This is a genomic window from Brachyspira hampsonii (assembly GCF_002214805.1).
Classification (GTDB): Bacteria; Spirochaetota; Brachyspiria; order Brachyspirales; family Brachyspiraceae; genus Brachyspira; species Brachyspira hampsonii.
On the sequence record NZ_CP019914.1, the window covers coordinates 2421008 to 2443020 of the forward strand.

General features: G+C 25.9%; 18 protein-coding genes. 7 read left to right on the plus strand and 11 right to left on the minus strand.

Going from position 1 to position 22013, the window contains the following annotated elements; genetic code table 11:
- Positions 1–763: 763 nt before the first annotated feature.
- Both BHAMNSH16_RS10680 and BHAMNSH16_RS10685 read right to left on the minus strand, forming a co-directional pair.
- Complete coding sequence (locus tag BHAMNSH16_RS10680; RefSeq protein ID WP_008728104.1) at positions 764–1687, minus strand: NHL repeat-containing protein; 924 nt, start codon at positions 1685–1687, stop codon at positions 764–766.
- 146 nt (positions 1688–1833) lie between these two features.
- Positions 1834–2772 carry an SMP-30/gluconolactonase/LRE family protein gene (locus BHAMNSH16_RS10685; RefSeq protein ID WP_069732076.1) on the minus strand — a complete coding sequence of 313 codons (939 nt, stop codon included), beginning with the start codon at positions 2770–2772 and terminating at the stop codon, positions 1834–1836.
- A gap of 166 nt (positions 2773–2938) precedes the next feature.
- Here BHAMNSH16_RS10685 and BHAMNSH16_RS10690 point away from each other — a divergent pair, with 166 nt between their 5' ends.
- On the plus strand, positions 2939–3379 hold the full coding sequence (locus BHAMNSH16_RS10690; RefSeq protein WP_008728106.1) for an RrF2 family transcriptional regulator: 441 nt from the start codon (positions 2939–2941) through the stop codon (positions 3377–3379).
- Between the two features lie 9 nt (positions 3380–3388).
- Here BHAMNSH16_RS10690 and BHAMNSH16_RS10695 read toward each other — a convergent pair whose 3' ends face one another.
- A complete protein-coding gene (locus BHAMNSH16_RS10695; RefSeq protein ID WP_008728107.1) occupies positions 3389–4063 on the minus strand; it encodes a Crp/Fnr family transcriptional regulator in 675 nt (224 codons plus the stop codon).
- Positions 4064–4251: 188 nt separating this feature from the next.
- On the opposite strand from BHAMNSH16_RS10695, the gene BHAMNSH16_RS10700 reads away from it, so the two are divergent.
- A complete protein-coding gene (locus tag BHAMNSH16_RS10700) occupies positions 4252–5781 on the plus strand; it encodes a sodium:solute symporter family protein (protein ID WP_069732075.1) in 1530 nt (509 codons plus the stop codon).
- Positions 5782–5793: 12 nt separating this feature from the next.
- Complete coding sequence (locus BHAMNSH16_RS10705) at positions 5794–6954, plus strand: cyclically-permuted mutarotase family protein (RefSeq protein ID WP_069732074.1); 1161 nt, start codon at positions 5794–5796, stop codon at positions 6952–6954.
- Between the two features lie 465 nt (positions 6955–7419).
- Here BHAMNSH16_RS10705 and BHAMNSH16_RS10710 read toward each other — a convergent pair whose 3' ends face one another.
- From BHAMNSH16_RS10710 to BHAMNSH16_RS10745, 8 genes are all read right to left on the minus strand, one after another.
- Positions 7420–7638 carry a putative Se/S carrier-like protein gene (locus BHAMNSH16_RS10710; protein WP_008728110.1) on the minus strand — a complete coding sequence of 73 codons (219 nt, stop codon included), beginning with the start codon at positions 7636–7638 and terminating at the stop codon, positions 7420–7422.
- 2 nt (positions 7639–7640) lie between these two features.
- Positions 7641–8756: an aminotransferase class V-fold PLP-dependent enzyme gene (locus tag BHAMNSH16_RS10715; protein WP_069732073.1), complete on the minus strand. Its 1116-nt coding sequence runs from the start codon at positions 8754–8756 to the stop codon at positions 7641–7643.
- A gap of 12 nt (positions 8757–8768) precedes the next feature.
- Positions 8769–9341 carry a sulfurtransferase-like selenium metabolism protein YedF gene (yedF, locus tag BHAMNSH16_RS10720; protein WP_008728112.1) on the minus strand — a complete coding sequence of 191 codons (573 nt, stop codon included), beginning with the start codon at positions 9339–9341 and terminating at the stop codon, positions 8769–8771.
- A 111-nt stretch (positions 9342–9452) separates the two neighbouring features.
- Positions 9453–9932, minus strand: a complete 480-nt coding sequence (locus BHAMNSH16_RS10725) for a CvpA family protein (RefSeq protein WP_008728113.1) — start codon at positions 9930–9932, stop codon at positions 9453–9455.
- A 1-nt stretch (position 9933) separates the two neighbouring features.
- Positions 9934–11898 carry a methyl-accepting chemotaxis protein gene (locus BHAMNSH16_RS10730; RefSeq protein ID WP_008728114.1) on the minus strand — a complete coding sequence of 655 codons (1965 nt, stop codon included), beginning with the start codon at positions 11896–11898 and terminating at the stop codon, positions 9934–9936.
- Positions 11899–11909: 11 nt separating this feature from the next.
- Positions 11910–13844, minus strand: a complete 1935-nt coding sequence (locus tag BHAMNSH16_RS10735; protein WP_069732072.1) for a methyl-accepting chemotaxis protein — start codon at positions 13842–13844, stop codon at positions 11910–11912.
- 239 nt (positions 13845–14083) lie between these two features.
- The gene (locus tag BHAMNSH16_RS10740) at positions 14084–15484 is read right to left on the minus strand and encodes an MATE family efflux transporter (protein ID WP_008728629.1); all 1401 of its coding nucleotides are present in this window, start codon (positions 15482–15484) and stop codon (positions 14084–14086) included.
- 157 nt (positions 15485–15641) lie between these two features.
- Positions 15642–16175 carry a hypothetical protein gene (locus BHAMNSH16_RS10745; protein WP_088859751.1) on the minus strand — a complete coding sequence of 178 codons (534 nt, stop codon included), beginning with the start codon at positions 16173–16175 and terminating at the stop codon, positions 15642–15644.
- Between the two features lie 149 nt (positions 16176–16324).
- Between BHAMNSH16_RS10745 and BHAMNSH16_RS10755 the strand changes: the two genes are divergently transcribed.
- From BHAMNSH16_RS10755 to BHAMNSH16_RS10770, 4 genes are all read left to right on the plus strand, one after another.
- Positions 16325–17947, plus strand: coding sequence for an McrB family protein (locus BHAMNSH16_RS10755; RefSeq protein WP_069732070.1), 1623 nt, complete (start codon positions 16325–16327; stop codon positions 17945–17947).
- Positions 17948–18085: 138 nt separating this feature from the next.
- The gene (locus tag BHAMNSH16_RS10760) at positions 18086–19183 is read left to right on the plus strand and encodes an McrC family protein (RefSeq protein WP_241033606.1); all 1098 of its coding nucleotides are present in this window, start codon (positions 18086–18088) and stop codon (positions 19181–19183) included.
- Between the two features lie 102 nt (positions 19184–19285).
- On the plus strand, positions 19286–20335 hold the full coding sequence (gene lepB / locus BHAMNSH16_RS10765; protein ID WP_008732047.1) for a signal peptidase I: 1050 nt from the start codon (positions 19286–19288) through the stop codon (positions 20333–20335).
- 10 nt (positions 20336–20345) lie between these two features.
- The gene (locus tag BHAMNSH16_RS10770; RefSeq protein WP_069732069.1) at positions 20346–21992 is read left to right on the plus strand and encodes a hypothetical protein; all 1647 of its coding nucleotides are present in this window, start codon (positions 20346–20348) and stop codon (positions 21990–21992) included.
- The last annotated feature ends 21 nt before the right edge of the window (positions 21993–22013 follow it).

Sequence of the window (22013 nt, forward strand, 5' to 3'; positions counted from 1 at the left end):
ATTTAGTCCTTTATATACACGCGTTAAACTAATTATAAGAAGATAGCTAGTCATAGTTTATAATTCCTACTATAAACTTAAATCTATTTACCGCGTGCTGTTAAAGTTCACAAATAAAAAAATAGCTTGGGCGGGTTTGCTTTTTGAAATAAAATATCAAGTATTAATAGAATTTTTATTACAGGTTTAAATGTTAAACTTATGGGGTGGGGATTAAAATAAATTTTTTAATCTAATTACTAGTATCTTTTCAGCTTTTACTAATATGACATAAAAAAGCTTAAAAATATGTTTTTTAAAAAACTTAATAACACTATAATAAATATGAATTCATTTAACTGTATATCTATTTAGTATGCTTGTTCGTGTAAAATTATCAGAACTTACTATATATTAAATGAGTTTAAATGTACTTATTCACAATTGTAAAAATACTAAAATATAAAACAGCATAAGTATTTATTTAGTTTTAAAATAAGTCTATTATTTCAATTAGGTTAAAATGTATGTAATAAAAAATTATTTAATTTAATAGTAATAGCATATATATAAAATTCGATGATTTTTTTTAATTATTTTATAAAAAATTCTTAAATTATTCTAGTATTTTATTATATTTTTAATATATGAAATACCTAATATAAGTATTCTTATAAAAATTGAAATTAGCTAAATAAAAAATAAAAAACTTAATTAAAAAAAATTTTTCATTGTGATTTTCCTCCTTTGATTTATTTTCATAGGAGGATTTTTTATGAAAAATTTATAATTGTACCTTTTTTATTAATCCTGTAGATAATTCTGGTATATATATAGTATTATTTTCATTTACATCTATATCAGCAGCACCTTTCAAGTTTCCTTCAATTTTTTCTAATTGTTCTTTTGTATTTAAATCAAATACATATATGCATGCATTAGTACCATTTTCTCCCCAATCAGAGACATATAATTTATTATTATAAACAGCTATTCCGTCTAATCCGCCGCTTCCTATTATATCATCTTTCCATTTTTCTAAACCGCTGCCGTCAGCATTAAAAGAGTAGACATAACCTGTATTTTCTGCTCCCATAAATCCGCTTGTTGCAACATATAATTTTCCATTATCAAAGGCTATGCCATTAGCACCATAAACATTATCTACAGAATTTGAAAGTGATAAAGATGAATTATTCTCTACATTTACAAAATATACTTTATTATTACCTGTATCACTAACTGCTATAGTTGTATTGTCTATTGCTGCTATATCATTTAATAATTTAGCCTCATCTATAGTTAATTTTGTTATAATAGAATTGTCTTTAACATTAGCTAATACTACATTTCCAGATAGCCCTTTATCTGCGTCTTGATCTGCAATTGCTATAACATCATCAGTAATAAAATAAAATCCTCTAGGGGCATCTAATTCACCTTCAAAAAGTTTTATAGGATTGCTTCCGTCTTCATTAACGCATAGAAAAAAACCGTCTTTTTCTATATCAGCATTACCAATATTTGCAATATATAATTTTCCATTTTTTAATCTTATACTTTCAGGTGAAGAAGTACCTTCAGCATTAATAATATTTATTTCCCTTAAAACGGTTTCATTTTTACTATTAATATTGCTTGTATTATTGTTAGAACAGCTTAATATAAATAATATGCTAGAAATTAAAATAAATATAATTTTACTCATAATAAAACTCCTTAATATTTTTTATAATTTATATTATTTTTTTTTTAATATATCAATATGAAAATTTCAATTGATTATAATAAAAAAGCATCTTTAAATAACTTAATATTTAAAGATGCTTAGAGCTACTATGACAAAATTATAAATTATAATTGTACTTTTTTAATTAAGCTAGTAGAAAGTTCAGGAATATAAATAACATTATTAACCAAATCTATATCAGCAACGCCGCTTAAAGAACCTTCAATTTTTTCTAACTGTTCTTTAGTATTTAAATCAAATACATATATGCAAGCATTGTTATTAGCACCATCTACGCCCCAGTCAGAAACATATAGTTTGCCATTAGCTATAGCAATACCATCTAAAGCACCAGCACCTAATACTGAAGCTGTCCATTTAGTTAATCCTGTTCCGTCTATATTTAAAGTATAAATATCTCCTCCATTAGGATCGCCGCCGAATGTACTTCCAGCTATATATAATACTCCGTTATCTAATAATATACCATTAGCACCAACTACTCCTGTTACAGATGAAGTTATAGATAAAGATGAATTATTATCTACTTTAACAAAATGAACAGTTGAAGCACCTGTATCAGTTAGAGCTACAGTTGTAGGATCTATTACTACTGTATCATTTAAGAATTTAGAGCCTTCTATAGGAAGTTTAGTTATTATTTTATTTTCTTTAATATTAGCTAATACTAAATTTCCTGTTAAAGAACTGTCATTTACTTGATCAGGAATAATAATAATGTCATCAGTTAAGAAAGAAAAACCTTTAGGGCTGTCTAATTGTCCTTCAAAAAGTTTTTGAGGATTAGAACCGTCTTCGTTAGCAACGATTATAAATCCGTCTGCAGGAGCATTAGGATCTCCTAAATTAGCGATATATAATTTTCCGTTTCTTAATTTAACACTTTCAGGTGCGGCTAATCCGTCGATATTGATAGTTACTGCTTCTTTTTTAGTTGGCTGAGCAGTTTGAGCGTTATTAGATGTTGTTTTGTCAGCATTATTTGAACATGATACAGCAAATAAGAAAGCTGATAAAACTATTGAAGTAAAAAATTTATTCATTTGAATTTCTCCTTATTAGTAAAAATTGTTATTAGAATTTATAATATTTTTATAATTATATCAATAATAAAAGATAAAAATATTGTTACCAAAATGATTACAATTATTTTATATTATTTAAATTATTTATTGACTATTATAATTTTTTGAGTATATTTATAATACTATGAAAATTAATACTAAGTTATCAGTTGCATCACATATTGTTTTGTGTATAGCATTTTTTGAAAATGAAGGCACTACATCTCATCTGCTTGCCAAAAGTGTAAGGACTAATCCTTCTATAATAAGAAAGATTTTATTGAAACTTCAGGCAGCAGGAATAGTTGAAACTAATAAAAAGGGCAGCAGACTTATAAAAGATGAAAAAGATATAACACTTCTTTCTATATATGAAGCTGTATTTACCGAGGAAGAGAGGGGACTTTTTAATTTTCATGAACCTAATCATGTATGCCCTGTAGGATGTGCTATGTTTGATGTTTTAGGCGAAGAGTTCAATAATGTAAGACTTGATTTTGAAAAGTCTATGTCTAAAATAACTATTAAACAAATAGCTGATGAAGTTAGAAAAAGAAAAAAGCATTTGGATTTTATGAATAAATAATTTTTAATATTAATTTTTTATATTTATGATGCTTATTCTGTTTCCGTCTAGTTCTATAATATTTTCTCTTGATAATCTGTTTAATTCTCTTGATAATGCACTTCTGTCTGCGGATATAAACTCTGCTAATTTATCTCTATTAAACGGTATTATTATATTTTTAGATTTTTGAATATTAGCCATATATTTAATGTATATTATTATTTTACTCCTTAGACTTTTTTGACTAAGAATATCATTTTTGAATGCTAGGAATTTATTTTTATCAGATATAACTCTTAATAAATTATGCAGAAATATATTTTTGATATTGTTATCATTTGCTTTAAATATATTTTCTATATTTATTTTTATTATTTCTGTATTTTCTAATGCAAGAGCCTGTATAGATGATACTTTATTTGTAGAAAAAGCAAATGCTTCTGCAAATATATCACCTTGATTTAGTATATTTACAATATTTTTTCTAGCATCATCATATTCTTTTGAAATTTCTACTTTTCCTTTTAAGATAATATAAATATTTTCTACTATATCTCCGGTATCTATTATTATATTTGACTTTTTAAAAGATTTCTTTTGTGTTTTAAAATCATCTAAAATATTAATGATTTCATCTTTACTTATACTTTTAAATACTTCTGATTTAATTAAAATGTCTATATATTCATTTGCCATATTCATTAAAAATATTAATATTAATTTTGTATAATGCTAGCATTTTTTTATAAAAAATCAACATCTTTATTTATTTTGATAAATCTATTTTTTTATAAAATTTAATTTATTCTTATCTTTTATTGACAATACAAATTTATTTGACTATACTATAGTTGTTCACGTGAACAATATTATTTATAGGAGAACTTAATATGGCTTGGCATTGGTTTGACTGGGTAGTCATTGGGCTATACTTTATCGTAATGTTTCTAATTGGTATGTTTTTTGCCAAAAGAACAAAATCTACAGATGATTATTTTAAAGCAGGAGGAAGAGTTCCTGCATTGGTAACAGCTATGAGTATTTACGCTACAGCTTTATCATCTATTTCATTTATTGCTATACCTGCTTCTGTTTATAATAACAGCTGGCTATTGGGTATGGCTCCTTTAGGTATTATTTTAATAGTATTGTGGGTAGCCCCTACATTTGTACCATTCTTTAGAAGAGTTAATGTTACAACTGCTTATGAATATTTAGGAAAAAGATTTAATAGTTCTTTCAGATTAGTTGGAAGTTTAACATTTATACTTTTCCATGTGGTAAGAATGGCTATAGTAATTTACCTTCCTACTTTGGCTATACAGCAAGTATTGCCTGCTCTTAATCCTGTTTTAATAACAATTATAGTATCAATATTCTGTGTTGCTTATACATCTATGGGCGGTATAGAAGCTGTATTATGGTCTGATGCTATACAAACAGTTGTACTTCTTTTGGGAGCTTTCCTAATCATTATTGTAGGTTTCGCTTCTGCACCTGAAGGAATAGGGCAAGGTTTTCAGCTTTTAGCTGATGACGGTAAAATCATAAGTCCTGATTTCTTCTCATTAGATTTAGCTAAATCTAGTATATGGGTTATGATAGTGGGCGGTTTTGTTAATTCTATATATTCTTATATAGGAAGCCAAGACATAGTTCAAAGATACTCTACAAATAAAAATGAACATGAAGCAAAAAAAAGTTTGTATATGAATATTCCTTTGCTTTGTACTAGTATTGTAATATTTATAGGTATGGGTTCTGCTTTATATATTTACTTCCATTTCAAAGCTACTTTACCTGAAAGTGTTAATGGTAATGCTATACTTCCTTATTTCGTTGTAAATGCTTTGCCTGTTGGTATATCCGGACTTGTAATAGCTGCTATATTTGCTGCTGCTCAGTCTACAGTATCATCTAGTCTTAACTCTGTTTCTACTTGTATGACTGCTGATATATTAGAGTTTTTAAAACCTGGTATGGAAGATGCTTCTAAATTAAAATTTGCTAGATTATCAAGCTGGATTGTAGGTATATTCAGTACATTACTTGCTATTTACTTCATATATAATGGTCAGGGAGATATGTTCCTTTACTTCCAAGCTATAACAGGTCTTTTAGGCGGTCCTATAGCTGCTGTATTCTTGGTAGGTATATTCTTTGATAAAATTGAAACTAAAGCTGTATGGGTAGGATTTATACTTTCTGTTATAGTAGCATTCTATATAAGCGATCCTGCCGGAATGCTTACTAAATTTATACCGGGTTATGTTAAACCTAAAATTTTTGAGTTTATGCTTTCATTTATAATTATAGGTGTTGGTGTAATAGGTTCTTTCTTGGCTTCTTTTGTTTTTGGAAAACCATCTGCAGAAAAAATAAAAGGATTAACTTATTCTACAACTATGAAAAATAAATAATGAGGTGATAAAATGAAGAAAATTTGTTTAATATTTTTATTTATATTTAGTATATTTGCTTTAAGCTGTTCAACTAATACTGCATCTTCTTCAAACAGTAATGTATTAGATTCAAAAGTTGATAAAAAAATAGTTTGGGAAATGGGCGGACATTTGCCTGCTCAAACAGGAATGGAAAAAAATATTGGTACTGCCGGAGTTTTATATGGTTCTTTAGGCGGTAAATATATAGTTGTAGGCGGCGGAGCCAACTTCCCTGAAGAATCTGTACTTAATGGCGGAGCTAAAAAAACTTATTCTGATATTTATATGCTTGAAGATAAAAACGGCGTATTAGAAGTTGTTGAGCATATTAATTGGGAAAATGAATTAGGATATGGTGCTTCTGTTACTACTGCAGACGGTATATACTATATTGGAGGATCTTCAAACCCTGATGCTGATGATGATATATTATTTATAACATTGAAAGATAATAAATTAAATGTAGAAAAGATAGGAGATTTACCTTTTACATTACAAAATGGGGTAGCTGTTTATAAAGATAATAAATTATATGTTATCACAGGAAAACAAGCAGGCAAAGGCAGCAACAAAGTTTATGAATATGATTTAACTGCTAAAGAAGCTAAAGAATTAGCTCCTGTACCAGGTGAAGAAAGCAGAACTCAGGCAGTTGCTCAATTATTAAACGGCAATATATATGTATTTAGCGGCGGTGATGCTATAGCATATACTGATGGTTATAAATATGATTTTGAAAAAAATACTTGGGAAAAAGTTGCTGATGTAGCTCTTAATAATGAAGGAATATCTTTGCTTGGTGCGGTATCTGTTAAACTTAATGAAAGTGAAATGCTTGTTATAGGCGGATTTAATAAAGCTATTTATGATGATGCTGTTTATAATTTAGGTAATCTTCAAGGTACTGAATTAGCTAATTTCAGAGCTGGATATTTCGGAGCTGATCCTTATGAGTTTAATTGGAATAGTAATATATTAATTTATAACTGCGATTCTAATACTTGGAAAACAATAGGCGAAATTCCTTTTGATGCTCCTTGCGGCGAAGGTTTAATATTAATAGGAAATAAAATTTATTCTATAAATGGTGAAATTAAACCCGGCGTAAGAACAGATAAAATGTATGTCGGTACAATTACTGCTAAATAAAGACAATATCTATTATTAAAAGTTTTCCATAAATAAGGGCTTACTTAAAATGAGTAAGCTCTTATTTTTTATTATTGATAGTAAAATATATTTTAAATCCCGCCCATTATGCTTTTTGGTTTTTATAAAAAATAAAAAAGAATACTGTTTTTTTGCTTAATTCATTAAAGCATGCCCGCCCAAATTTTTTATTATATTTTTGTTTTATTTAACGCACGGTAAATGAATTTTTGTATATAATAAAAACTGCAATTACTGTTTTGTTTATATATATATAAATATGTTTATCGTGCGGTGAAAAATACTATAATTTTTTTAAAACTAGGGTGGGGGTAAAAATAACAGATTAAAATTTGAAAGGAAGTATGAAATAAAAATGACATAATAGATAGAAAGCCTATAGGGTGGGATTATAAGAATATTCTAATAATTGATTGATATGTTTATCTTTGTGATATTAAAGAATTATTCCATATCTTTAATGGTTACAACTAATCCTGCAGCTTCGAGTAATGATATAATATATAATTTATCTTTATCTTCTATATCTATGGCCATATTGCATACACCAAATACAGGTTCTGGGGCAGGACGAACAACAACTTCTATTCCTGCATCCAATAAAATTTTTTCAGCCTTAATCAAATCTCTAGGAGTTTGTAAATAACAAAAACTTTTTACCATAATTATTGTCCTAATACTTTTATTAAATATTTTAAATCTTCTTTTGTTGTATAAGGTGAAAAAGAAAATCTCAAAGCACCTTCATCATTTTTATAAAAGTTATGGGCTAAAAATGAGCAATGAAAACCATATCGGCATTCTATATTATAATCTTCATATAGTTTATGAGCAAAATTAGCCATATTCATATTATTGTTAATGGCTGCTATAGAAAATAAAAATCCTTGCGTATCTTTATTTTTAGACCATATAACTTTATATTTATTCATAGCCTCTATTTGTTTTATAGTATCAATTATATCATCTATATTTATATTCCAATTAGGTCTATTTTTTAATGCCGCCAAAAGTCCTATTATTCCTACAGTATTTGGAGTTCCAGCTTCATATATTTCCGGTATGCTATAAGGTGTTTCGTAGCCATCACCAAAACCTCCTCCAAAATATGCAGGGTTCAATTTTTCTGGATTTTTAACATAAAATCCTCCTGTTCCTGTAGGACCAAGAAGTCCTTTATGTCCTGTAAATGCTATAAAATCTATATCCCACTCATCAGCTTTTATATTATGTATACCTACAGATTGGGTGGCATCTACTAGCAATGGTATGTCTCCTATAGTTTCTTTTATTTTTTTTATAGGCTGTATAACCCCGCTTATATTGCTTTCCATATTAATAATAACTAATGATATTTTTTCTTTTTTTATTATTTCAGTAATAGCATTAATATCTGTTATTCCGCTTTCTAAAGATGGTATTATTTTGTACTCTACATTTTTATTTTTACTTAATTTGTATATAGGTCTAACTACGGCATTATGCTCTAAAGCGGATATTAATACTTTACAGTGGCTTAAATCTAGTCCTGTAAGTATATCATTTATTGATCTTGTGGCTCCGGGTGTAAATACTATATTTGAGGCATTTTTTACACCCAAAAAATTTTCAGCTAATAATTCTCTGCATTCTTCTATTTTTTGAGTAGTTTCTTTTCCTCTTTTAGTATTAACTCTGCCGTAAGTTCCTCCTACATTTATTAAGAAATTATACATTTCCTCAGCAACTTCTTTCGGCTTTGGAAAACTTGTAGTAGAGTTATCAAAATAATAATTTTTCATAATACTATTTTTTTAAACCCTTATAACAGCAGAAGCATTTGCCATAGCCTCTATAATACCAAGCATATTAGTTTGTTCTTCAACTTTTATCTCATTTAATTCATAGAATTTAACGCAAGTACCGCAGAAAAATATTTTTATTCCAGCATTTCTTAATTCTTGTAATAAAGTTTTATACGGCTCTTCAATGCCTAAATAAACTCCGCCGTTATAACAATATAATGCCTCTGGTTTTGGATTAGCATCTTTTAACGCTCCTAAAAATGCTTTTAATAATAATTCACCTAATTCATCATTTCCTTGTCCCATTACTTTTTTATCAACAACAGCAATTACAGGACCTGAAGATTTTTCTTTACTAGTATCATTAGAAGATAATTCTTTATTTTTTATAATTTTAAAATTTAATCCTTCATTTGTATATGTTATGCCGTTATTTTTTAAAAAGTCTGTAATATTGTGAAATGCCACTTCATCATCTATCAATACTTCTATTTCTTCATTTAAAGCAGCATTTGTTATTGCGGTTTTTGTTAAGATTAATGGTTTTGGACAAGGCACGCCTTTAGCATTTACTGTTTTCATAATTTTACTTCCTTAAATATATAATTTGTAATAATAGCGTATATGATATATTAAAAAAAATTTATTGTCAATTATATGCATCAAAATAAGATTTAATAAAATAAATTTTTATTATATAAAATGTGCCATATAATTATCTTTTTCAAATGCTAAAAATACATTATGGAATAATTCAAATATATAATTGAGTATAATTGATTTTGAAAATAATTGAGTGTTTTCAGGAGATAAAGTTATGATTATACCAACTACAAAATAAATAATAGCACTTGATATAAATAATAATACAGCTGCACCAATTATTCTATCTGCCCAAGAGAGATATATTATTTTTAATATGTCTTTTACACTTTTTTCCACTTTAGAAAGTATTATCCTCGTGATGGAGTATGTAGCTATTAAAGATATTATTTTTAATATAAAAGAATGATCAAAATATTTAGACAGATGATTATATATTAATGGTGCTATTATAAATGTTATGATTACTGCTATAACAGGGATAATAATTGATATTAATCCTCTATACAATCCATATATTAAAGCAAAAACTAATATTGCAATTAATAGTATATCAATATTACTGAACATATTATGATGATTTCTTTAATAAAGATATTATAGGAGCAAATGTAAAGCTGCTTTTCTTTCTATGCGTATTAATAATATTTGATAATGCTTCTATATCGGTATGAGAAAATGAAGAATAATTTCCTATTTTCTTAGTTATTTCATTAAGATCATCTTTAGATTTTATTACATTATTAAAGTTATTAAATATTTTATATATGTCTTGGTTTTGATATTCTATTTTTGAGTTTAGATTATTTTGAACTTCCAGCATAGCTGATATATTTTCTTTTATTGAGAGTACTATTAAATTTTGATTTACCAATATATTTGACATTACATCATTATACTGCTCTAAGGATTTAAAATGGCTTAATTTTTTAGAGTCATTATTGATATTATTTTCCATTTCCTCAATAAATTTATCTATAGTATCTGATATTCTATTAATTTCTTTTTCTATTATTTTGCATCTGTCTTTTATATAGAAAGAAGAATTTTCTATCATAACTAATCCGGCAAATATATCAGTAAGCATTTTTTCTATTGAATCTGTTCCCTTGGATATTTCAAATGATAAGCTTCCTATTTCTTTCGCTACTACAGAGAAACTTTTACCATAAAATCCAGCCTTAGATGCTTGAATACCGGCATTAATTGATAAAAGATTGGTTTTATTTGTGATAGCTTTAATATATTCTATTGTATTATATATAGATTCTGTAATATTGTTTACATCTTTAAACTGATTTGCAGATTCTATTATTGTATTCAAGAATTTACTTGTACTTTCTTTAAAACTTTCTTTTATAAGTCTTAAATCATTTTTCAATGATATTATTTGTTCATTAGAGAAATCCGATTCTTTCATATTAGAAATAGTTTGATTCAATACTCTAAGATGCTCCTGCATTTGTGATTTATATTTATCAAAGAATGTGAATATGGTATTTGTATATTTTAAACCGTCTTTTATAAGATTTTTCTTACTATTTTTAGCATCCATTAATTTATCATTAGCTTCTAAAATGGAATCTATTTTTGAACTTATTATACTGTATGCATCTTTTGCTTCTTTATCTATTTCAAAAACAAACATAGATGTATCCATCAAATTCCTATCTATAATATTTAATTCCTCTGATATTCTATCTATATTATTTAATGTTTTAAGATTCAAATGTAATTTATTATTTAATAAACTTTCTTTTTTTATTGATTCAAGAGCATTTTTAGCAAAAGTTGAAAATATAGATATAGATCTGAATGATGATGATATTACTATGGCAAAACCTATTGAGTCAAAATCTATATTATCTGTAATTCTTTCTAAATACATATACCTTACTATTAATATTAATGCTATAACTATAGATATTATCATAAGTATATTAGATTTATAATCATAATTAATTATCATATCTGCCAAAGTTGATACAAACATAATTAAAAATACTGATAATATAATATAATTTTTAAATACATAAAATAATCCTTCAGGTTTTATATAGTATGAATTGGTTACTGTATAATAGTAATTAATTGTAGTTCTAAAAAAGATGTTAGGATATATTATACCTAAAATGATTAATACTACAGATGATATAAGTACAATTACAAATATACCGTTATTTAAATTTATTATATTTTTATTTTTTGATATAAAACTTTTAGAGTTTATAGGCATTAATATTATTGCCAATAGTATTATTATATTATTTGCTAAATACAGAGCTACCGATATATTTTGATTAGTTTTGTATGATCCATAAGTACCCAAAAATATTATAATAAGAGATATAATATTGTATATTAATATCAATAATAAAGTAACGGAGATAGTGATATATATACCTTTTCTTGTTTTTATAGATAATAGTAAATACATCATAATAAAAACAGACATTAGAGAAATACCAATAATAGGTGCTAGTAATTGTATTACTGTTATATTATATCCATATATTAAATTAGAAAATATATTCATAACTATTCCTTTTACATAACTTTGGAGTATTCATCTACTTTACTTTCTAAATCATTTGTATATTCTAAAAACTTTTTCATCTCTTCGTTAAGTTTATTAGTTATAGATTCCAAATCATCAGATGTTGCTAAAAGTTTATTCATATCTCTCATAAGGTTTTTTATTTCCGAATTTTCTGCAGATGCTTTATCTGATATATCAATTACATAATCATTTATTTCTTCTATTCTTGTTTTTATATTCAAAAAGTCATTTTCTTCATTAATTATAATATTTGTCATATTTGATATTGAATTATGCATTTTGTCAGTATTTTTTATTATATTCATATTATAATCATTTTGTTTTTCCATACTAATATTAAATTTATTTATTCTATCATAATGTATAGAAATTTCTTCTGATAATTGAGACATATTATTATTAATATTATTGCTGGAATATGTATATTTTTTAAATATGTCTTCTATTGTAAATAATAGATTTTGCATTCTATTTGTAGCCTGAGAAGTTTCATTTACTAGTTCGCTAACCTCTTTGGATACAACACTGAAGTTACTATGCCATTCTCCTGCTTTTGAGGCTTGTATGCTTGAATTTATGGCGAGAGTTTTTGTTTTATCTGACATATTTGTCATAAATGATATTATTTTATTTATTTGAAAATTTAATTGATTGAAAGTTTCTGATTTGGCAAATTCTTTAATGAAATTATTTTTTTCTGCTTCTAAATTCTTTTGCAAATCTTCAAATATAGCTATTATATTTCTGCTTTGTGCTTGTAAAGCATATATTTTTTCTACAGATTCATGCAGTTTTACATTAGATTCTTCAAGTGTTTTCTTCTGCAATTCCACAGAAGCCTGAAGATTTGGATATGTTTCTATCAATTCATTTATTTTGTCTACATTAATCTTTCCATCATTTATTTGGAAATTTTCTATAGTGATAAATTCGTTTGTATATTCTATAACTCTGTTTATATCATTTTTTAAATTATTAATAGTGGAATAAGTATTTTCTACTTTACTTACTAAGTTATTAACAGATTCAGAGAAATTTGTTTTTAATTCAGATAATTTTTCAGATGTATTTATCGCTGTATTAATTATTATGGAGTCCTGAGCTTTTATACTTTCTAAATCATAAGATTGATTAGTTTTCTTATATACAGCTGAAATAAATCTGCTTACAGATGAATATATCATTATGATATTAAATATGGCATATACTAAAGTAATTCTAGTAAATGTAGAATTTTTAAAAATTAAGAAATTACTTGAATATTTGGTATATATTGATATTCCATTAAAATCATCAAAAAATGCCAAAGATATTAATGCCATTAATATTAATAGAAGAACATTTTCTTTAATTTTTTTATTTACAGTCATTTCATATATAAATGAACATATAATGACAAAGCAATATATAGTAAAGACAAAATCTCTAATTATATATACTGTTCCCAATTCACCTCTGCTTTTTATACTATTTTTCATAGTTTCGTTTAATGTAGTTATAGGTTCAGATGTTGATATGAAAAGCTGAGGATATAGTAGTGATATAGCAGATAAAAGTATTAATATAAATATAATAGCTATATATAATTTATATAATACGGAATGGAAATGTTCGCTTAAAGTTAATTGAGTTCGTATATACATCATCCATGGTATAATAGTCAGAGAAAGAGCTAATTGTTCAAATTTATACATATTAAGTGCTAAATAATTATTCTTGCTGTATAGAGAAAGTATTATATTTGATGCTTCCAATCCTGAAAATAAAAAAGATAGGAAACCTAAAAGTAATATAATAGCCTGAGGTTCTTCATAGAGCTGAAAATATATATAAGAATATAATATTATACCAACTATTGATATTATAGTTGCCATAACAGGAATTCCTAATTCCAATGTTATAAGGGAAAAATTGTAATCCATAAATCCTCTGTAATTAATCAAATGATATTATATAAATACTATTATAAGTTAATTTTAATATATTAAAAGTATAAAAAATAAAATTAACGAAAAAACAAAATACCGTTTATATGTTCGGAATTAGTTTATCAAGTATTTACTTTCTTATAATAATTTTTTAATTTGAATAATTATTCATACTATTTATAATAGGAAATATATATTATGGTTATTAACTTACATATTAAACATAAATAACGCTATTCTGTGAGTTTTCTTACCCATCGTTCTTTTTTCAGCATTATAACACCAATTGTAATTTTGGCAAAATCAGTTAATTTAGCTATACCAAACATAGCCACAGGACCTACAGAAGTAAATTTGGCCAATATTAATGCTAGAGGTGCGAACATAAGCAATGATACAGGAACATCAACAGCAAAACCAAATATAGTGTCGCCTCCAGCTCTTGAAACTGCAAACTGAGCATTAATATATGTCCATACAGGCATATAACAGGCTATAAGTGTTACTAAATTTCTTGTTATTGCCTGAGCATCTATTGTAAGTTTAGAGAATATAAAAGGTATCAATAGGGTAGAAGACATTTGTACTAATCCAACCGCTAAACCTGCTATAACAGCTCCGTTTAATATCCATCTTGCTTTATTTTTAGCATCTTCTAACTCGCCTCGTCCAAGTGTACCGCCTACAACTACCATAGTAGATACAAATATACCCTGAAAAACTAAGTAGAAGATATTGGCTATAGTAAATCCAGATGCCATACCTGCAACTGTTTCAGCTCCGCCTCTGCTATTATATAAAGCAGTCATGAACATTTCGCTTAATCCCCAGCTTATTTCACTTAAAAATATTAAACTTGATTTTTTCAGCATAGAATAAAATACATCTAATTTTACTTTAAGTATTTCTCTAGTTCGCACATAAAATTTTTCATGACGAAGTTTTATATATACTATAAATAAAACCATTTCTATTATTCTAGCTATTAATGTAGCAATAGCAGCACCTGTTTCTTCTAGTCTTGTAGCTCCGAAATTTCCATATATAAGTATATAATTTCCCATAGTATTACATAATGTAGCTATTACTGATATTATCAGCGGTATATGAGGTTTTCCTATCTCTCTGTATGAACTTCCTATAGCACCGGATATTGATATTGGAATAAAAGTAAATGCTATTATACTCATGTATTTTGTACTTGACATCAATATTGCTTCCTGAGATGCATTTCCTCTAGTCATTAAACGCATAAATATTTCAGGATTGACTAGCATTAATATCATATAAGAAATAGAAATAACAAGAGGAAGTATTACTTTAAATCTAAATGCCTGCTGCATACCTTCTTTATTATTAGCACCGTTATTCTGTGCCATATATATTCCGCCTGCCGCGTAGCATGTATTAAGTATTACTAAGTATATAAAATTTAATTGATTCGATACATTCACAGCAGCCATTTTTATATCGCCTAATTCGGCCACCATGAAATTATCTATTAGTGATACCATTCCCATTATCAGCTGCTGAAGCATTACAGGTACGGCAATGGATATGCATAATTTATAAAAATCAAAATTTCCAAAAAGAGTTTTTTTACCGGTATTAAATTTCATTGAATTGGTATTCATAATATAATCTCTTTTATATAAAAAATCAAAGTATAAATTTGCTATAATCAATAAAACGAGATGTAATATATAGCTATTTTTATATTTGTCAATATGATTTATCTAATTTTTTAGCATTATTTATAAAAATATTAAGAAATTATATATTTGCTGTATATCATTGCTTTTGTTGTAATAAATCCTGCATTTCATTATAAAGTCTCATTAAATCATTTGCGGCACTTTCTTTTACTTTGAAATTTTTAAATCCGTCAGCAGTTTCTACCCTTATATCTGTAACTTTTTTCATATCTGTTACTTTATTTTCTGCCTGTATGCTGTATGTTCTGTCCACATACGCTGTATCCATAAAATATATAGAAGTACCATATATTATTTCATTATCTGTTTTAGGCATTGAAGATGTGTAATATAAGTTTAAAAATGTACCGTCAGAAAATTTTAATACTACTTTACTTTTTTCTGTAATATTAAAAGAACCATCTGTAATGTATTGTGCTTCTAACACTATATTATCAGTGCCGCCTATATTTTTTAATCTAAACTTTATAGTTGCAGACCAAAAAGTGATAGATACATAATCAGTTTGATAGAATTTTTGTCCATAAAAAGAGTCTTCTATTAGATTCACTTTAGCAGCACATGATGATAATGTTAGAATAAATATAAAAAGCAGTATTATTTTTTTCAATATTTTCTCCGTAAGTTTTATAACTATATTATTATATAACCTATTTATTTTTTGTAAATAAAACATATGGTTTATAATTAATATTATTGACATTTATATATTTTGTGTTATATTATTTAATATAAAATACATAATTATAGTAGTGTTATATGGAACTAAAAAAAGTTTTTGCATGCGGAGTTAGCTGGGGTGGTGGTAAGCCTTCATATTTTGAAGAGTTTAAAAAGTATAATTCTGCTATATTAGGAAGCTACAACAGAAGAATAGAAGGTTTTAGAAATTTAAAAGTTGGTGATTTAATAGCCGCAAAGAATGGGGAAAAAATAATAGCTTTAGGACAAGTTGCTTCAGCTTTAGAAGAGTATTGGAGTTGGAAAGATTTAATAGATGAAGAAAAAGCCAATTATTACGGTGTGTCTTTAGAAGATGAAGTTGATATAATTAAAGTTAATAAATGGATAAAACTAGGAGAACCTATTAACTATCCTACTTCTTCAGGTACAGGATTTGTTCAAAACAATAGAAGTGATTATTTAACACAATGTAATAATGCTTATTATAAGGAACTAAAAAAAATGGAAAAAGAAGAGATTATTAATATACTAAGTCAAAAAAAGCAGATCATACTTCAAGGGGCTCCGGGTACTGGAAAAACTTATTCTACTGCCGAAATTGCTGTTAATCTAATTGATGAAAAAGTACCAGATGACAGAAAAGAAGTTATGAAAAGATATAAAGAGCTTATAAAAAATAATCAGATATTTTTCACAACTTTTCATCAGTCAATGGATTATGAGGAGTTTGTTGAAGGATATAAACCTATCTCTAATGACGGCAATATATCTTATGAAATAACAGACGGAATTTTTAAAGAGGCTTGCAGATATTCAATTACAGCAGGTAATGATAAAAATAATATAGAATATGTATGGAATGAATTTCAAAATAAATTAATTGAAGAAGATATAAGATTCGATGAAAAAAACAATAATATTGGAAAGATTACTCTAAAAACAAAAACTGGTCTTGATTTTTATTTAACTACTGATGACAACGGATATGTAAGATATAAGCCCGCATCTCAAATAGGCGATAATTGGAGATATATAAGAGCTGCTTTATTTGGTCTGTATTTTAATAAATATAAATCTGCTTTATCATATACCGAGCCTTTATTAGATTATTTAAAAGAAAATTATAATTTATCAGAGCCTATTGAAAATAATAAAAATCCTGTTGTGCTTATAATAGATGAAATTAACCGCGGTAATATAGCAAAAATATTCGGAGAGCTTATTACATTATTAGAAGCTGATAAAAGAAAAAATGCTGACAATGAAATAGAAGTTAAGCTGCCTTATTCAAAAGAAATATTTTCTGTGCCTAGCAATTTATATATAATAGGTACTATGAATACAACTGACAGAAGCATAGGATATATTGATTATGCTTTAAGAAGAAGATTTGCATTTATAACTATCAAGTCTGATATAGAAAAAATTGAAAATTATTATAATGATAATGAAGAATTAAAATCAAAAGCTTCTGCACTATTTAATAATATAGAAAACATTATTAAAGAAAATTTAAATGAAGAATTTGAGATTGATGATATTATGATAGGGCATAGCTATTTTATGGCTAAAGATGAAAAAGAGCTAAAAAGAAAATTAGATTATGAAATAAAGCCTTTATTATTAGAGTATTATAAAGACGGTATATTAAAAAGTGATAAAGAACTAAAAGACAAAATTAAAGAGTTGGCAATATAATTCTTATGGATAATTTAAATAATCAATGCGAATGTGAATTTTGTAAAAATAATTCTGCTTCATTTAAGGAACATAATGATATAAATTGTGATTCACTTATTGAACATATAAATAATTCAAAATACAGAGAATACATATTTGGAGAAGATTTATACGGCAAAACTCTTTCCTATTTATATAGGTGCTTTCTGGCTTGATAATGAATATACAAAAAATATTATAATTAATCCTAAAATAGAGAATATTGATTTTATGAAAATGTTTTCAAAATGCTTGTCTTATTCAAGTATTATAAAAGATTTTGATAAAATATACAGCATTAATTTTGAAGAGCCTCCTATAGATTATAAAGGAAATATATTAATAAAAGGACTTGATGCATTAACGAGTATACATTTTTTGAGAATGCTCGAATTAGAACTTCATAATGGACTTAAAAGAAATTTTATAAAAAAAGAAGAAAATCTTAATTCAAAAATAAAAGGTAAAATAAACTTTTCAAATCATATAAAGAAAAATATTATGGCTGCCAGAAATGACAGGGTATACTGTTCTTATTTTGATTATGATATAAACTGCTTGGAAAATAGAATACTAAAAAAGGCATTAAAAATATGCTACTCCAATATAGGAAGTATTTATAATTCTTTTTCTTGTATGAGCTTTTTTTCTGAAGTATCTGATGAGCTTCATTTTTATGAACTTCATAATATAAAATTAAATCCCCTATATAAAAAATATAAACTTCTTATAAAATTAGCTATTAATATAATAAAATTAAAAAGATATAAGGACTCATGCAGTAAAAACGAAGCCCATCCTTTTTATATTGATATGTCATTATTATTTGAGAAATATGTTTATGCTTTACTTGACGATTCACTAAAAAATAAAAATGCAAAAATATTATATCAAGAAGGATATAGCCGTCATAAATTAAAACCTGATTTTATTATTAAGGGCAATGGATATGATTATATAGCTGATTCCAAATATAAAAGCAGCTATAATAATGGTATAAACATAGAAGATATTAGACAGCTTTCTGGATATGGAAGAGTTGAAAGTATAGTAGAAGAGTTTGCAAATGATATTGAAAACTATGTTCCAAAATGCCTTATAATATATCCTTTAAATGATTCAAATAATAAAAGCATAGATTTTGAAAAAAAAGAAAAAATTAGTGGTTTAGTGAAGTTTTATAAACTTGGTGTTAGCCTTCCAGTATTAGATTAATAATTTTATATTTTCTCGTAAATTCATTTTATACAATTGCTATTTTAACAGTTTTATTATATACTTTTACATCAATATTTATTATTGCAAGGGGTTAAATTAATGGAGAATCCTATAAAAAATATTACAGAAACAATCATAGGCGAATGCCGTAATTTTAAACATACATTAAAAGAAATATTATACGCAATAATTATTGTGCTTCTTATAAATACATTTTTAATACAGAATTATCAAATACCAACAGGCTCTATGATTCCTATTATAATGCCCGGAGACAGACTTTTTGCCAATAGATTTGTATACGGAGTTAAATTGCCTTTTACAGACGGACTTTTAGGATACAGACTTCCTAAAATAAAATCACCTCAAAGAGGGGATTTGGTAGTATTTAGAGCACCTCCTTCTGCTTCTTTCGGATGTGAGTCTGCTATGCCTTATTATGAGCCTTCTCCATTGGTTCAGTTTTTAAAACTTCCAGTTATGATATTTGCTCTCACACCTTTTACTTGGGACCCTAGATTTTTACTTGCAGACTATATAGGAGAAAAACTTACTGGGGGTACGCATTTAGCACCTGCTAATTTATTTTTGGGACTTAAAACTGTGGATTTGGATCCTAGAAAAGAATTTGTTAAGCGTGTCATAGCTACAGCTGGAGAAACTGTTGAAATTAGAAATAAAAAAATAATTATAAATGGAAATGAAATAGAAGATAAATGGGGTTATTTCTTTTATGGAAATGATAGAGAGTTTGTTCCTCGTATAGATATATATGGACCTATTTATGTTCCTAAAAAAGGTGATGTTATGATATTTAAAAAGATAGTTGATAAAACAGATTATTATAATGATTACAGTTCTTTTGAAGTTTATATAAATGATGAGATAGTAAGCGATGATATAAAATTATGGTATTGGATGAATATATATGTTCCTAATGCCAAAGACAGACCAGATGAATATATATACAATGTCCCAGAAGATTATTTCTTTGTAATGGGAGATAACAGAGACCAAAGCTGCGACAGCAGAATGTGGGGATTAGTTCCTTACAGACATATAAAAGGTCAGCCTATGATTGCTTGGATACAGTCTAAAAGACCTGATGATGTTGAACAAGGCTTCTTTAAATACTTTATAATTAAATAAGAATAGCAATATGTATGATCAAATTTCTCAAGATACTTTAAAAGAATTATGTAAAATTTGGAAAGCAAAAAATACAGAGGATTTACAAACAAAATCTTCTAATGTTTTTATTGTCTCTTTTAAATTTTATGCTTTATCCAAAGAAGCTAAAGATATTGTGCTTTATGTACTGAAAAATGAAAGCAAAGAACTAAACTCTATAGATATAGCATATTCTCTTAAATATACTCAAAAACAAATACCTGCTTTCTTCAATTATATAGATGAAATAAAAAAATCAGGACTTCTATATTTAAAAATAAAAAGAAGAAGATTAAACTCTCATGATGATACTTTGTACTTTCTTCCTAATGTTAAGCCTATAATAGAAAGTATTATACTAAAAGAAAGTATTAAAATTACTAATTATATAGATTGTACATACACTGCTAATATATATAAAAAATATCTTCAGAAAATAATTAATATATATGAAAATGGAAATATTGTAGAATATAATAAAGCAAAAATAGATGATGATGAATTATTTACTTTATGCAAATCTAATATTCTTTCTGTTTATTTTTATCAAAATGATCTTAAGGTTTATGTTGCTGTCAATAATAAAAATGTTTTAGAGAATTTAGAGAAGAGTTTAAAAGAGAATATTGAAAGTTCAGTTTTTATTTATAATCATTTTAATATATTGAATGATATTGAAACTTTTATATATGAATGCGATGTTCAGAAATTATCTTCTGATGATATTAATATAAATTTTTTAACTAATAATTTGGATTCTTCTGTTATAATAAATATATGTTTAAAATTGGATTTAATTAAATTAGATAATAAAAATTTTATATCATTGGAATATGATAATATAAAAAAATATCTTTCATCTTCTATAGAAGAAAGAATTGATAATATAACAAAAAAAGTTTATAAAAATTATTCTGATTATTATAAGCATATTTTTTCTATTATGGAGAAAGAAAGCATATCAAAATCAGTACTTTTTATGAAATTGAAAGAAAAATATAATATCTCTATAACTGCTGAAACATATAATAATATTATTTATTCTATGTTTATTTTAGGTATTGCTGAAGTATCTTTTTATGAGAATGCCGTACTTGCAGTTAGAAATGTTAATACTTATACAGAAGAAAGCAATTTAAAAAGATCATTCATTAATGGAAATTTTGAACTTACATTGATAAATCATTATTTGTTTTCTAATAATTTTATTTATATGTGTAATTTATATTTTGAACTTGATAAGCAGGAAACAGTATACACTTATACTATGACAGAAGAAAACATATTAAAAGGAAAAACTATTATAAGCGATGAAGAGTCAGAATATTCATTTAATAAATTTTTGGCAGTATTAAAAAATACATTATTAGACAATAATGTGGATATTCCTAAGCATATAGAAACTAGTATAAAGAGATGGTATGAGAGAGGCATTATTTCTTATGTATATGATAATGTTACTCTTGTTATAATAAAAGATGCCAATAAATTAGAAGAAATAATTTATGAGGCTAAAAGAAAAGGCATAATTATAACAAAAATTAATGATGAATATGCTATAGTAAAATCTAGTTCTTCAACTAAAAAAAGCCTTACCAAATTTTTAAGACAAAGAAAGATAATAGTAACATTCTAAATAAAAAATGAGCGGTAAAAA